The following is a 13,694-nucleotide window of genomic DNA, read 5'->3' as shown; positions in this document are numbered from 1 at the left end:
CGGCTGCGTTCGGCGGCGAAGCCGTCGTAAAACCTGTGATCGCGGTTTACCTGAAACACCGCATAGCCTGATTTCACAACGGCTGCGCAGCCAAGGCCGCTTCAGGTGCTTTGCACTATCCCACCCCCCTGCGGTCGTAGTCTTCACAGGGCGGCGCGTCACTGCGCCGCCGCAACCTTGGAGATCCAATGAGCCAGGACGTCCTGACCACCGAAACCAATCGCCGTCAGTTGCAGCAGATCATCGCCGGTTTGTCCGATGGGGTGATTCTGCTGGAGCTCGATCAGACCATCCTGTGGGCCAATGACGCCGCGTTGGCGATGCATGGCGTCAGTCGGATCGGCGAGTTGGGTGTCAATGCCAGGGAGTACGCCAAGCGCTTTGCCTTGCGTTATCGCAATAATCACCCGGTACCGCCGGAAAACTACCCGCTCAGCCGCGTCGCCAAGGGCGAGACGTTCGCCGATGTGCTGGTTGAGGTGACGCCGACTGACGACGAAGATCGCACCTGGGTTCACAACGTGCGCAGCATGGTGCTGGCCGATAGCGCCGGCGAGCCGGAGTCGCTGGTGTTGATCATGGACGATGTCACGGAATGGGCCAGCGCCGAGCAGCGTTTCGAAAAGACCTTCAACGCCAATCCGGCACCGGCGGTGATCTGTCGTCTCAGCGATTTGCGTTACATCAAGGTCAATGCGGGCTTCCTGGAAATGACCGGCTATACCCGCGACCAGGTGATCGGGGTTTCGACCTATGAGCTGGACATTCTGGATGGGGCCGAAAAAAAAGACCTGGCCATCGAGCGTCTACGCAAGCACGCCACGATCCCGCAGATGCAGGCCGAGCTGAAATTGCCTGACGGCGGCAGCAAGCAAGTGATCGTCGCCGGTCAACCGTTGGAGTTCAACGAGGAAGACTGCATGCTGTTTTCCTTCGTTGACATGGAGCCGCGGTACAAGGCCGAGGTTGCCCTGCGCCAGAGCGAGGAGCGGTTTGCCAAGGCGTTTCGCCTGACGCCCGTGCCGACATTGGTCTGCGATGCCCGGGATCAGGTGGTGATCGACGTCAACGAAGCCTTCCTGGACACTCTCGCGTACCCCAGTGAAGAAGTGCTTGGCAAAACCGTTATCGAGCTCGACTTTATCGACGACAAAGGCGCGCGCACCCGCCTGTTTGCGGCACTGGAAAAGGCCGGAAGCCTGGATCGGGTTGACGTCAAAGTCCGCCGTAAAGACTCGACCTTGATTGACTGCACCGTGTCGGCCGACACCGTGAACATTCAGGACAACCCGTGCTACCTGCTGGTGTTGATGAACATCACCGAACGCAAGCGCACCGAACTGGAGCTGGTGTCGGCGATCGAGGAGGTGATGAAAGACGCTTCCTGGTTTACCCGCACGCTGATCGAAAAACTCGCCAACGTGAAGAACATCAACTCGCCGCAGTTGCCCAGCGTGTCCTTCACCGACCTGACCGCCCGCGAGCGCGATGTGCTCGGCCTGATCTGCGAAGGCCTGGCGGACAAGGAAATCGCAGCACGCCTGAAACTGGCACCGAACACGGTGCGCAATCATGTGTCGACGGTGTATTCCAAGCTTGATGTGCACAGTCGCAGCGAGGCGATTGTGTGGGCGCGGGAGCGCGGTTTGTTCTCCAGCGAGTGGAGGCCGAAGGGGCAGCGATAAGGTGCAAATGCACTAGATGGGGCAGTGCAAATAGATGTTCTGGCGGGCGCTGACAATTCTTAGTCTGTAAGGGTGCGACACGGGTCCTTGACCGGTGTCGTGTCCTCTACGAAAAAGCTTAAGGAACAGTCGCATGCTTGGCCAATTCAACAGGTTTTCAGTCGATGGGGTCAGCCGGCCCATGGGTGAATCGTAATGATTTATCTGACGCAATTGCGCGCGCAACTGGAACAGCACTTTTCCCCGCTGGCTTGTGAATGCAGCGTATCGGGTGACAACTCGGTGACGGTGAAACTGTATCACCCGGTGTCGGGGCAGGTGGATCTGGTGGTCAGTGGGTTGAATGTCGCGCACCTCAGGACCCCGGAAGCGGTTACGGCGTTGATTGAGGAGCTGCGTTATGAGCTTGAGAGCAATAGTCTGGATCGGCGGTCGGATGCAGTTTCGTAGGAACTGTCGTTTTTCAGCGTTGAAAAGGGGCTAAGTGCCTCATTTGCTGGCATTGGCAGCTGACTAGACTATAAGAAATGCGAGGGTATTATTTTCTGTGACCAGTCCGCGGCTTCGCGGCAGGGGTGTCGGGTCGCGGAAAGTGTCGATGACTTATCGCGAGACAGCCTATGAACAGCCTTGGGAAACGTGCTTTTTCGCCTCTGTCGCTCGCCTTCTGCGTAGCGATTCTCAGCGGTTGCGCCAGTCCGCCACCTCCACCGCCCGCCGCTCCACCGCCTGTACCGCAGCGCACGTGTGAAACCAATGAACAAACCGATGTGATGGGCGACGCGAGAGTGACGGAGGAAGTGACCCGGCAAACGACGCTGACCCGTTGCGTCACTCAGTAGGTCTGAGCGACCGCATCGTTGCTTTCTTCGTCGCGTTGAGTACGGATTTGACCCGGCACCCTCACCGGTGCCGAAACCCGTGGGCGCCTGAACCTCAGACGTCCTCGATCCTGACCCAGCGTGATTCGCTTGCCGCCAACCGGATCGCTGTCGCCAGACGTTCCACTTCCCACGCTTGCTCAAAGTCAGTCCCACCCTGTGAAAGGCCGGCCAGGGCCATCACCACGTCATGTACTTCCAGCGTCTTGAGTTCGTTGTACCCCAACTGATGACCCGCAGCCGGGCTGAATGCCGCGTAACCCGGCAGGTTCGGCCCGGCGAGCAAGCGCTGGAAGCCGTCCTGGCCGGCGCGATACAGCCGCAGCTCGTTCAAGCGCTCCTGGTCGAACGCCAGCGTGCCTTCCGTGCCGCTGATCTCGAAACTCAGGTGGTTCTTGTAGCCATGCTTGAGCCAACTGCTGCTGAACGTACCGCGTGCGCCGTTGGCAAACCGCAGCAGCGCGTGGACCTGATCGTCGACCGCAATGCTACGTTGCTCCTGGCTGCCAGCCGTCGCAGGACGCAGCCGGTGTACGGTTTGAGCGTCGGCGCACACCGATTCGACATCGCCCACCAGATAGCGCGCCATTGCCAGCAAATGACTGCCCAGATCCGCCAGCGCGCCGCCCGCGTGCTCAGCATCACAGCGCCACGACCACGGTGAAGCAGGATCGGCCATGAAGTCTTCGCTGAATTCGCCCTGAAAACTGATGATCTGCCCCAGTTTGCCGCTGTCGATCAGCTCCCGGGCCAGCCCGATCATTGGGTTGTGCTGATAGTTGTAACCCACCCGCGTCACGACGCCCGCGGCGTTGGCGGCCTGACGCATGGCGTTGGCTTGCTGCAGATTCACCGCCAGAGGCTTCTCGCAATACACCGCTTTGCCAGCCGCGAGGGCGGCCATGGCCATGGGGTAGTGGAGGTGATTGGGTGTGGTGATCGCGACCAGATTGACCTTCGGGTCATCGATCAGCTGTTGCCAGTCGGTGTGAGCGGTTTCGAAACCCCAGGCGTCGGCGCAGTGCCTTGCGCGGTGTGGATCGGCGTCGGCGAGGGCGGCCAGTCTGAGATTCAGTGGGAGCTCGAACACCGCGCTGACGTTGCGAAAGGCCAGGGCGTGGGCGCGGCCCATGAATCCTGTGCCGATGAGTCCAATACCGAGTTCGCGCATAGCTGGGGGCCTTTTTGGGGTTTTTGTTTTTGGAAGGCTATTTATGGAATATAAATTCTCCAAATGCAATTAGTGGAATAATAATTCGTTTGTCGGCCTTGTTTCGGAGAGGTTGCGAGGCGCTATTGGCAAAATTCGGTGCACCGCCATTCCCGATCTCTACTGCCGCTCTGTCAGATTCTGAAATAAATCGTCTCGTATGAGGCGATCCGAAACATTGTAGGATCTCATCCCCAATTTATTTCAGGTCTATATGAACACCCTTCTGGAGCCTCCCAGTCGCTATTTTCAATCCACACCCTGTTTCAATTCGGTCTCCGCTATTCGGCGCAGGTCTCGTTTTCTAATATCGCTTGACCTCGAAATCCCTGCTGCAGGTCGCTCGGCGATGTCCTTCTGCAAGACGTCCCGTGTCATCTCCAAGGCTTCACCTCCTTGCCGACGCTCGGTGAAACCTTTCTTTCTTGTGCCTTTCGCCCTGAACATCAAATCCGCTCCGTCGAGCGGGCGTTCGTGTGTCCCTGCCATTCACTCATTCGCCCCCACTCTACGAGAGACTGAATAATTCCTATGGAATGGATTGCTGATCCCACGGCATGGCTTGGCCTGCTGACCCTGATCGTGCTGGAGCTGGTGCTCGGTATCGATAACCTTGTGTTCATTGCCATCCTGGCTGACAAGCTACCGCCAGAGCAGCGGGATCGTGCGCGTGTCATCGGGCTGTCCCTTGCGTTGCTGATGCGTCTTGGCTTACTGGCCAGCATCTCCTGGATGGTCACCCTGACCGAACCTTTGTTCGAGGTCTTCGACAAGACGTTCTCGGGTCGGGATTTGATCATGCTGTTCGGTGGTGTGTTCTTGTTGTTCAAGGCCACCATGGAATTGCATGAGCGACTTGAAGGGCATGTGACACAACGTTCAGGCAATGCGGCCTATGCGATGTTCTGGCCTATCGTTGCGCAAATTGTGGTGCTGGATGCCGTCTTCTCGCTGGACGCTGTGATCACTGCCGTGGGCATGGTGGAACACTTGTCGATCATGATGATCGCGGTGATTTTCTCCATTGGCTTGATGATCATCGCGAGCAAGCCATTGACCAACTTCGTCAACGGGCACCCCACCGTCATCATGCTCTGCCTGGGCTTCTTGATGATGATCGGCTTCAGCCTCACCGCTGAGGGCCTTGGCTTCCACATTCCGAAAGGCTATCTCTACGCAGCGATCGGCTTCTCGATCCTGATCGAAGTGTTCAACCAGGTGGCTCGCTCACGCCGCAAGAAGAGCGTCCAAGGTCATCGCCCTATGCGTGAGCGTACCGCGCATGCCGTTTTGCGTTTGCTGGGTGGCCACAAGTTGGGGGCCGATGAAGTCGGCGAGGAAATCGCTGACATGCTGTCAGGCGCAGACGCCGAGCAGGTTTTCCATCGACGGGAGCGCGTCATGATCAGTGGCGTGCTGCAGTTGGCGGAACGCCCGATACGCGGGGTCATGACCCCACGTGCGGAAATCGACCACATTGACCTGGCCGATTCCGCAGAAGACATCCGCACCTTGCTGATGCACTCGCCGTACTCCAGATTGCCGTTGATCCGCGAGGGACGCGTTGATGAGCCTTTGGGCTTCGTCCACAAGAAGGAGCTGCTCAAAGAGCTGTTGGCCGGTAACCAGCCCAACCTTGAAACCATTGCCCGCCAGGCCATCAACTTGCTGGACAGCTTCACGATTCTCAACGCACTGGAACAGATGCGCAAAGAGTCGACTCACATCGCTTTCGTGGTGAACGAGTTTGGTGACTTCATGGGTATTCTGACCATGACTGACATCCTCGAATCCATCGCGGGTGAGCTGCCGGATGCCAGTGAAATTGGAGGCCCGAACATCGTTGCCGAGGAGGGAGGTTTCCTAGTCAGCGGTGCGCTGAATCTCAGCCAGATTCGCGAACACATTGGCTTCCAGGCTAAAGCGACCGATGACTATCAGACGCTCGCAGGGTTGGTCATGAGTTTGCTGGATCGTCTGCCGGTCATTGGAGACAAGCTCAATTGGCAGGAGTGGAGCATGACCGTTGTCGAGGTCGAAGAGCGGCGTGTGACGAGGGTGCTGTTGCGTAAAGAGTGAGCCGGGACTTGCTCGGCAAAAGGCAGCCCTGAGGCTGCCTTTTGTTCATCTGAGCCGTAAATCAGGACAAGAACCCGCCATCCACATTCAACGAAACCCCGGTCGTGTAGCTCGACGCATCGCTGGCGAGGTACAGCACCGCACCGGCCATCTCGCTCGGATCCGCTACGCGCTTGAGTGGGATCTGCTGCAACGCGGTCTTCAAGATCGCGTCGTTCTTCACCAGGGCCGACGCGAACTTGGTGTCGGTCAGGCCAGGCAGCAGGGCGTTGCAGCGGATGCCGAACTGCGCGCATTCCTTGGCGAACACCTTGGTCATGTTGATCACGGCGGCCTTGGTCACCGAGTAGATGCCCTGGAAGATGCCCGGCGAGATGCCGTTGATCGAGGCGACGTTGATGATGCTGCCGCCGCCGTTTTCGCGCATCAGTTTGCCGGCTTCGACCGACATGAAGAAGTAGCCGCGGATGTTGACGTCGACGGTTTTCTGGAAAGCGCTGAGGTCGGTGTCCAGTACGTTGCAGAACTGTGGGTTGGTCGCGGCGTTGTTGACCAGGATGTCCAGGCGCCCGAACTGTTCCTTGATGCCGGCGAAGACCTGGCTGATCTGTTCCATTTCTCCGATGTGGCAAGCGACAGCGGTGGCTTTGCCGCCGGCGGCGATGATGGCGTCGGCCACGTGTTGGCAGCCGTCAAGCTTGCGGCTCGAGACGATAACGTGGGCGCCTTGCTGGGCCAGGAGTTTGGCAATGGCTTCACCGATGCCACGGCTGGCGCCGGAGACGAAAGCGATCTTGCCGTCGAGGTCGAACAACTGAGTCTTGGACATGGGATTCCTTTATAAAAAGTCTTGTTATCGGGCCAGGGGCGTAATCAAAGGCTGGATTTCTGGATGACCTGCAAACTCATCTGCTCCAGCAGTTTGTTCATGTGAATGAACTGCGCGAAGCGTTTGTCCTGGGTCTGACCGTGGAAGAAGCGGTAGTAGATCTGCTGCACGATGCCGGCCAGGCGGAAGAGGCCGTAGGTGTAGTAGAAGTCGAAATTGTCGATCTGGATGCCGGAGCGCTCGGCGTAGTAATCGACGAATTCGCGGCGGGTCAGCATGCCCGGGGCGTGGCTCGGCTGACGACGCATTAGTTGCACCGGCGCCGGGTCTGCGGCTTCGATCCAGTAGGCGAGGGTGTTGCCCAGGTCCATCAACGGGTCGCCGAGGGTGGTGAGTTCCCAGTCGAGCACGCCGATGATTTGCATCGGGTTGTTCGGGTCGAGGATCACATTGTCGAAGCGGTAGTCGTTGTGGACGATGCTGGAGGTCGGGTGATCGGCCGGCATCTTGTCGTTGAGCCAGGCCTTGACCGCTTCCCACTTCGGCGCGTCCGGCGTCAGGGCTTTTTCGTAGCGATCACTCCAGCCCTTGATCTGCCGGGCCACATAGCCTTCGGGCTTGCCCAGGTCGCCCAGGCCATAGGCCTTGTAGTCGACCCGATGCAGTTCAACGAACTTGTCGATGAAGCTTTTGCACAAGGCTTCGGTTTGCGCCGAGTCCAGGCCCAGTTCCGGTGGCAGTTCAGAGCGCAGGATGATCCCGTTGACCCGTTCCATCACGTAGAACTCGGCGCCGATCACCGATTCGTCGGTGCAGTGCACATAGGCCTTGGGGCAATACGGAAAACCGTCACGCAGCTGATTGAGGATGCGAAATTCGCGGCCCATGTCGTGTGCGGACTTGGCTTTGTGGCCAAACGGCGGCCGACGCAGGACGAACTCCTGCTCCGGGTATTCCAGTAGGTAGGTCAGGTTCGACGCACCGCCTGGAAACTGGCTGATCTGAGGCAAGCCACTCAAGCCCGGAATATGGGCCTTGAGGTACGGATCGATCAGGCTGGCGTCGAGTTCTTCGCCGGTGCGGATACGGGTGGACTGGTCAGTAAGCGCCATGCTTATCCCTTCTGCTTATTCTGGAGGCCTGCGATTATTGGCTAATCTAATGCGCGCACCTGGCACCCACAACCACGAACGGCCCTTATAGGTGAGCGTGTTGCCGGGCAATCATTGCTTTTGATACACCTGTTTGAATGACCCTCAGGGCGCAACGTTGCTCGGTGAGGCCGGCAGGGCAATGGGCGTCAACACGGGACTGCCGGAGAAGAATGCCACCAGGTTGCGACCCACCAGCTCCACGGTGCCTTGCGTGGCCTCCGGAGACAACCCTGCGACATGCGGCGTCAGGATCACGTTGGTCAGCGCCTTGAATGCATCCGGCACATGAGGCTCGGCATCGAACACATCCAGGGCGGCACCGGCAATGCGTCGCTGTTCAAGCGCGCTGACCAGATCTGCCGTGGCGATCACCGAGGCTCGAGCGATGTTCACGACGAACCCCTTGGGGCCCAGGGCGTCGAGGACGTGTTTATTGATCAGGTGTCTGGTGCCCAGGCCGCCGGGCGTGGCAACGATCAAAAAGTCCGAAGCACGGGCCAGTTCGGTGGGCGTCGAGCAGAAGGTATAAGGGACGTCGCTGCGATGCTGGCGGTTGTGGTAACTCACGGTCATGTCGAAGCCGGCAGCGCGTTTCGCAATGGCCATGCCGACCGCGCCGAGGCCGAGGATCCCCAGGCGTTTGCCGGCCAGGGAGGGGCGCATGATCTTCGGCCACTCGCCACGGCGTACAGCGGCGTCGCAACGGGGAATATCACGAACCAGCGCCAGCAACATCGCCATGGCATGGTCGGCGACTGAAGAGGCGTTGACGCCGGCGCCATTGGTGACGGTGATGTCTCGGTCGGCGGCGGCTTGCAGGTCGACGTGTTCGTAACCGGCGCCGATCACGCAGATGATTTTGAGGTTGGGCAGGGCGGCGATTTCATCGGCGTAAAGGCCCAATGGACCGCGAGTCAATACCGCATCAATCTGAGGGCCATGCCGTGTGATGGCGGCGGCGCGCTCGGCCGGCGTCGGGGCCAGAATCAGGTGAAAGCCCTGATGTTCGAGAATCGGCAAGTAATCATTGATGGTTTCAACCAGTACCAGAACGGTTGCAGGCATGCTGGGCTCCTGTGGGCATCGGAATGTCGGTTCTCGAAAGTTGCTTCAGATTGCTGATTCCAGAGGAGTTTAGCAACGACAGGGGATTGCACACGCCGTTGATCAGACTGATTCACCTTGCGAGGTCAGAAAATGGCGGGCGGCGTCGAGAATCTCATCAGACAGTTCATTCCCCCGCGTGGCGCGGGCCAGGGTCAGCGCGCCAACCATCAAGGAATAATCCACCAAGGCTTGTTGGCGATTGGCTTCGGGCTGATCCGAACCCATCAAAGGGGTGAGCATCTGCAACAAAGCTTCCAGCCCTTCGGTGTAGGTCTGGTGCAAGCCGCTTTCGGCGGTTTCATGGCACATGTCGCCGGCAAACGCCGTGACCGGGCAGCTTTCGCCCGGATTGTCGCGATTGGCCGCCGACAGGTAGGGCGCGATGATGCTCGCGCGGGCCGAGACGTTGTCATCGTTGGCGTCGATTTTCTGTTTCCAGCGTTCCATCGACTGGGTGAACGCCCGAGTGCAGGCCTCCTTCGCCAGCGCTTCCTTGGAGTCGAAATGGCCGTAGAACCCGCCATGGGTCAAGCCGGCCGCGCCCATCACATCGACAACGCTGATCCCGTGCAGGCCGCGCTCGCGAAACAGGCGTGTGGCGGCTTCAACGATAATCTCGCGGTTGAGTTCGGCTTGTTTACGGGAGACTCGAGGCATGGCGGCTCACAGGTGTTGAGAGTGTATGGGTGACAGCATCATAGGGGGCAGTGGGTCGCGTGTCAGGCCGCTCAAAGGGCGTATTGAGCAATGCCGTTGCCAAACGACCAGTTCTCTTTCTTCACCTCCACCAGATTGATAAACACATCTTCCAGGCGCACCGCCAGTTCCGTGTTGAGGCTCTCGGCGATGGTTTTATAGAGGAGTTTTTTCTGCTCGACGGTGCGGCCTTCGCTCAGGGTGATCTGAATCACCACCAGGCTGTCGGTGCGATTGATGCCCAGGTAGCCGGGATCAAAGATGAAATGCTGTTCATCGTGCTCGGCAAGAATCTGGAAGTTATCGTTTTCCGGCACGCCAATGGCGCTGTGCATGGCAGCGTAAATCAACTGCCCGACACGTTTGGCGAAAACAGGGTCTTGATGCTTTTTGATATCGACGCGAACAAGTGGCATGAGAGGACTCCGCAATCAAGGCTGCCGGTCAGCAGTCAGGATTGAAAGTACAGGACGCTTCTTCTTTATCAAATAGATGTTTTAAAACATCTAATTGGTAAAAGCGCCAGGAAAACTGATCCGCATAACCGCTCCTCAGCTAAGTCTTTGCTTCTGTTGATTAATCCCGGACAATCGCGCCCCTGTTTCGGCCAGGGCGCTGCCCGTCGGATTTTTCCGACTCGTCCTGACCGGGTAGCAAATGACCGGAATGCGGAGATCTCACCGGATGAATGATCAGGCCAATAGCGTCGACGAACGCTATGTAGCGGCGACACCAGCGACTCTCACCAGCTGGAATCGCCATGACACCACCTGGATGCTGGGCCTGTTTGGCACCGCCATCGGGGCCGGTACTCTGTTTTTGCCGATCAATGCGGGGCTGGGCGGTTTCTGGCCGTTGCTGATCCTTGCGGCATTGGCGTTCCCCATGACCTTCTATGCACACCGTGGCCTGACCCGTTTCGTGCTGTCTGGACGCGAAGGCGCGGACATCACCGAAGTGGTGGAAGAACACTTCGGCATCAAGGCCGGTGCGCTGATCACCTTGCTGTACTTCTTCGCGATCTTCCCGATCCTGCTGATCTACAGCGTGGCCCTGACCAATACCGTGGGCAGTTTCCTCGAGCATCAACTGCACATCATGCCGCCACCGCGCGCCGTGCTGTCGTTGGTGCTGATCCTTGGCCTGTTGGCCGTGGTGCGCTGCGGCGAGCAGGTGATCGTCAAGGCCATGAGCCTGATGGTGTACCCGTTCATTGTGGCGCTGCTGTTCCTCGCGGTGTTCCTGATCCCGCACTGGAACGGCGGCATCCTGGCCACGGCGTCGACCCTGCCTGAACCCTCGGCGCTGCTGCACACCTTGTGGCTGGCGATTCCGGTGATGGTGTTCTCGTTCAACCACTCGCCGATCATCTCGGCGTTTGCGGTGGACCAGAAACGTCGTTACGGCGAACACGCTGAAAAACGCAGCTCGCAGATCCTGTCCCGCGCCCACATCTTGATGGTCGTGATGGTGCTGTTCTTCGTCTTCAGCTGCGTGCTGACCCTGTCGCCGGGGCAACTGGCGGAAGCCAAGGCGCAGAACCTGTCGGTCCTGTCGTACCTGGCCAACCACTTCAGCAACCCGACCATCGCTTTTGCGGCGCCCTTGATTGCATTTGTGGCCATTTCCAAATCGTTCCTGGGCCACTACATCGGCGCCAGCGAAGGGCTTAAAGGCCTGATCGTGAAAAGCGGCAAACGCCCGGCGCCCAAGACGCTGGACCGCATGACCGCCGCGTTCATGCTGGTGGTGTGCTGGATTGTCGCGACCCTGAACCCGAGCATCCTCGGCATGATCGAAACCCTCGGCGGCCCGGTCATCGCGGCGATCCTGTTCCTGATGCCGATGTACGCAATCCGCAAAGTGCCGGCGATGGCGCGCTTCCGAGGTCAGGCGTCCAATGTCTTCGTGACGGCGGTGGGCCTGGTAGCGATTACGGCGTTGATCTATTCGCTGACGGCCTGATAGATGCTTTTGGGGCTGTGAGGCTGCTTTCGCGAGCAGGCCCGCTCCCACAGGTTCTGCGCGGTCCTTGTGGGAGTGAGCCTGTTCGCGATTGGAGTGACTCGGTCCTCACGTTGACCAGGCCGTGAGCCGCTCATTTGTTCATGGCATAAAAAACGCTGCTCATCTCTCGATGGGCGGCGTTTTTTATTGTGCAGCAGAACTCACACTCCTGACCCAGCGCACCCGTTGCCCGGGATTAGCGACTAAGCTTGCGCCTGCATCAGCGCGTCGTAGACCGTTTGCCGCAGGATTGCCCCTTTCTCTGGAGACGCTTTATGGCAGGTGCCCACGGCGCATCGGTGCAACCCCGTGCCGATACACCTAACCGCTGGCTCGACGTCCTGGCCGGTTTGTCGATTGCCGGTTTGTTATTGCCCGAAGCGGTTGCCTATTCCAGTATCGCCGCGCTGCCGCCCCAGGCGGGGGTGATTGCGTTGTTTGCCGGGCTGCTTTGCTACGGACTGTTCGGCACCAGTCGTTTCGCCATTGTTTCCGCGACCTCATCCTCGGCAGCGGTGCTGGCAGCCGCCACCGCGACGCTGGCCAACGGTGATTCAGGCCTGCGCATGACCCTGGCGGTCGGCCTGGTGCTGGTGACCGGTGGTTTCTTCCTGTTGGCCGGGCTGTTCAAGCTCGGCAGCGCGACCTCGTTTATCGCCAAACCGGTACTGCGCGGCTTTGCATTCGGGCTGGCCGTGACCATCATCTTCAAGCAAGTGGCGAGCATCGTTGACGTGCACTTGAGCAACGGCAACCTGATCCGTTTCCTGCCGCAATTGCTGGAGCAATGGCCGCAGTGGAATCGGGTTGGCTTGCTGGTCGCAGCGGTGGCGCTGCTGGTGTTGTGGGTGTGCGCACGTTTTCGGCGATTACCGGGAGGCCTGCTGGTGGTGGCGCTCGGCATTGCTGCCGGCCAATGGCTGAACCTGCCGGCCTACGGAGTGAAACTGATCGGTGTGATCGACCTGAGCCTTGAAGTGCCCCGCCTGCCGGTGCTGCCGTTTGCCGACTGGCTGCACCTGGGGGAATTGGCGTTTGCCATGGTGATGATTCTGTATGCCGAATCCTATGGATCGATTACCTCGTTTGCACTCAAGCATGGTGACCGGGTTTCCTCGAACCGCGATCTGCTGGCCCTCGGTGCGGCCAATCTGCTGTCAGGCCTGTTCCATGGCATGCCGACGGGCGCCGGTTACTCCGCGACGTCGGCCAATGAGGCGGCCGGTGCCGGTTCACGCCTGGCCGGTGCGGTAGCGGCGGGGGTGGTGTTGCTGATTGTCTTGACCGTGTTGCCCTGGATTGCCTTGACGCCCGAGCCGGTGCTGGCCGCCATCGTCATTCATGCACTGGCGCGCGGCTTGAGCCTGCAGCCATTGGGTCGGTATTTCATCTGGCGTCGCGATCGTTTGCTGGTGATCTGCGCGGTGGCCGCCGTGTTGGTGCTTGGCGTGCTGGACGGCTTGCTGGTGGCGGTGGTGATCAGCGTGGTGCTGATGCTCAAACAGATGTCTTCGGCGGATATTCAGGTACTGGGGCAAATGGGTGACGGTCATGATTATGTCGATCTGCAACGCCATCCCGATGCCCGGGCAATCCCCTGCGTGCTGATCGTAAGGCCCAGCGAGGCGCTGTTTTTTGCCAACGTGGAGCGCATTTTGGGCGGTGCACTGCATCTGGCCCGGCACGCGCAGCCGCCGGTGCATACCGTCATTCTCAGCCTGGAAGAATCCCCCGATCTGGACGGCACCAGCATCGAAGCGCTGGAAGCGTTCTTTTTGCAGGTGCGGGCGCTGGACATGCTGTTGATCCTGGCGCGGCTCAAGCACGAAGCCAAAGCGGTGCTCGCACAGTTACCGACGCAGGAACTGGAGCAGGTGATTCTCAGTGGCTTGAGCGTCGACGGCGCAGTGCAGCAAGCCCTCAACCCATCCACATAACCTGTGGGAGCGAGCCTGCTCGCGATTGCGGTCTGGCAGCCACATCTATGTCGACTGACAGGCCGCTTTCGCGAGCAGGCTCGCTCCCACAATGGGGAATGTGCGAACC

General features: G+C 59.3%; 11 protein-coding genes. 5 read left to right on the top strand and 6 right to left on the bottom strand.

Annotated elements, in window-relative coordinates:
• Positions 1–188: 188 nt before the first annotated feature.
• Both ACA068_RS16860 and ACA068_RS16855 read left to right on the top strand, forming a co-directional pair.
• Positions 189–1,685 (top strand): helix-turn-helix transcriptional regulator, encoded by a 1,497-nt coding sequence (locus ACA068_RS16860; RefSeq protein ID WP_497303345.1) that lies wholly within the window; start codon positions 189–191, stop codon positions 1,683–1,685.
• 195 nt (positions 1,686–1,880) lie between these two features.
• The gene (locus ACA068_RS16855; RefSeq protein WP_497303343.1) at positions 1,881–2,135 is read left to right on the top strand and encodes a DUF1652 domain-containing protein; all 255 of its coding nucleotides are present in this window, start codon (positions 1,881–1,883) and stop codon (positions 2,133–2,135) included.
• Between the two features lie 486 nt (positions 2,136–2,621).
• Here the strand turns inward: ACA068_RS16855 and ACA068_RS16850 are convergent, their stop codons facing one another.
• Positions 2,622–3,737, bottom strand: coding sequence for a Gfo/Idh/MocA family protein (locus ACA068_RS16850; RefSeq protein WP_497303341.1), 1,116 nt, complete (start codon positions 3,735–3,737; stop codon positions 2,622–2,624).
• 570 nt (positions 3,738–4,307) lie between these two features.
• Here ACA068_RS16850 and ACA068_RS16845 point away from each other — a divergent pair.
• Entirely contained in the window at positions 4,308–5,855 is a 1,548-nt protein-coding gene (locus ACA068_RS16845; RefSeq protein WP_497303339.1) for a TerC family protein, read from the top strand.
• A gap of 61 nt (positions 5,856–5,916) precedes the next feature.
• Here the strand turns inward: ACA068_RS16845 and ACA068_RS16840 are convergent, their stop codons facing one another.
• The 5 genes from ACA068_RS16840 to ACA068_RS16820 all read right to left on the bottom strand — a co-directional run bounded on the left by ACA068_RS16840 (position 5,917) and on the right by ACA068_RS16820 (position 10,057).
• Entirely contained in the window at positions 5,917–6,684 is a 768-nt protein-coding gene (locus tag ACA068_RS16840; protein WP_219093920.1) for an SDR family oxidoreductase, read from the bottom strand.
• A 44-nt stretch (positions 6,685–6,728) separates the two neighbouring features.
• Positions 6,729–7,796: a phosphotransferase family protein gene (locus tag ACA068_RS16835; protein ID WP_497303337.1), complete on the bottom strand. Its 1,068-nt coding sequence runs from the start codon at positions 7,794–7,796 to the stop codon at positions 6,729–6,731.
• Between the two features lie 144 nt (positions 7,797–7,940).
• Positions 7,941–8,903, bottom strand: coding sequence for a 2-hydroxyacid dehydrogenase (locus ACA068_RS16830; protein ID WP_497303335.1), 963 nt, complete (start codon positions 8,901–8,903; stop codon positions 7,941–7,943).
• 102 nt (positions 8,904–9,005) lie between these two features.
• On the bottom strand, positions 9,006–9,602 hold the full coding sequence (locus tag ACA068_RS16825) for a TetR/AcrR family transcriptional regulator (RefSeq protein ID WP_497303333.1): 597 nt from the start codon (positions 9,600–9,602) through the stop codon (positions 9,006–9,008).
• Between the two features lie 71 nt (positions 9,603–9,673).
• Entirely contained in the window at positions 9,674–10,057 is a 384-nt protein-coding gene (locus tag ACA068_RS16820) for a tautomerase family protein (protein ID WP_497303331.1), read from the bottom strand.
• Between the two features lie 268 nt (positions 10,058–10,325).
• Here ACA068_RS16820 and ACA068_RS16815 point away from each other — a divergent pair, with 268 nt between their 5' ends.
• Both ACA068_RS16815 and ACA068_RS16810 read left to right on the top strand, forming a co-directional pair.
• A complete protein-coding gene (locus ACA068_RS16815; RefSeq protein WP_497303329.1) occupies positions 10,326–11,606 on the top strand; it encodes a serine/threonine transporter in 1,281 nt (426 codons plus the stop codon).
• 317 nt (positions 11,607–11,923) lie between these two features.
• Positions 11,924–13,585, top strand: a complete 1,662-nt coding sequence (locus ACA068_RS16810; protein WP_497303327.1) for a SulP family inorganic anion transporter — start codon at positions 11,924–11,926, stop codon at positions 13,583–13,585.
• Positions 13,586–13,694: the final 109 nt, after the last annotated feature.

The sequence above is a fragment of the Pseudomonas sp. LBUM1660 genome (genome assembly GCF_059695935.1).
This window is presented reverse-complemented; position numbering and strand designations above follow the sequence as displayed.

What these genes read in the sequence shown, in the direction of transcription:
- ACA068_RS16860 (WP_497303345.1), top strand. Translation starts at nt 189, where the DNA reads ATGAGCCAGGACGTCCTGACCACCGAAACCAATCGCCGTCAGTTGCAG.
- ACA068_RS16855 (WP_497303343.1), top strand. Translation starts at nt 1,881, where the DNA reads ATGATTTATCTGACGCAATTGCGCGCGCAACTGGAACAGCACTTTTCC.
- ACA068_RS16850 (WP_497303341.1), bottom strand. Translation starts at nt 3,737, where the DNA reads ATGCGCGAACTCGGTATTGGACTCATCGGCACAGGATTCATGGGCCGC.
- ACA068_RS16845 (WP_497303339.1), top strand. Translation starts at nt 4,308, where the DNA reads ATGGAATGGATTGCTGATCCCACGGCATGGCTTGGCCTGCTGACCCTG.
- ACA068_RS16840 (WP_219093920.1), bottom strand. Translation starts at nt 6,684, where the DNA reads ATGTCCAAGACTCAGTTGTTCGACCTCGACGGCAAGATCGCTTTCGTC.
- ACA068_RS16835 (WP_497303337.1), bottom strand. Translation starts at nt 7,796, where the DNA reads ATGGCGCTTACTGACCAGTCCACCCGTATCCGCACCGGCGAAGAACTC.
- ACA068_RS16830 (WP_497303335.1), bottom strand. Translation starts at nt 8,903, where the DNA reads ATGCCTGCAACCGTTCTGGTACTGGTTGAAACCATCAATGATTACTTG.
- ACA068_RS16825 (WP_497303333.1), bottom strand. Translation starts at nt 9,602, where the DNA reads ATGCCTCGAGTCTCCCGTAAACAAGCCGAACTCAACCGCGAGATTATC.
- ACA068_RS16820 (WP_497303331.1), bottom strand. Translation starts at nt 10,057, where the DNA reads ATGCCACTTGTTCGCGTCGATATCAAAAAGCATCAAGACCCTGTTTTC.
- ACA068_RS16815 (WP_497303329.1), top strand. Translation starts at nt 10,326, where the DNA reads ATGAATGATCAGGCCAATAGCGTCGACGAACGCTATGTAGCGGCGACA.
- ACA068_RS16810 (WP_497303327.1), top strand. Translation starts at nt 11,924, where the DNA reads ATGGCAGGTGCCCACGGCGCATCGGTGCAACCCCGTGCCGATACACCT.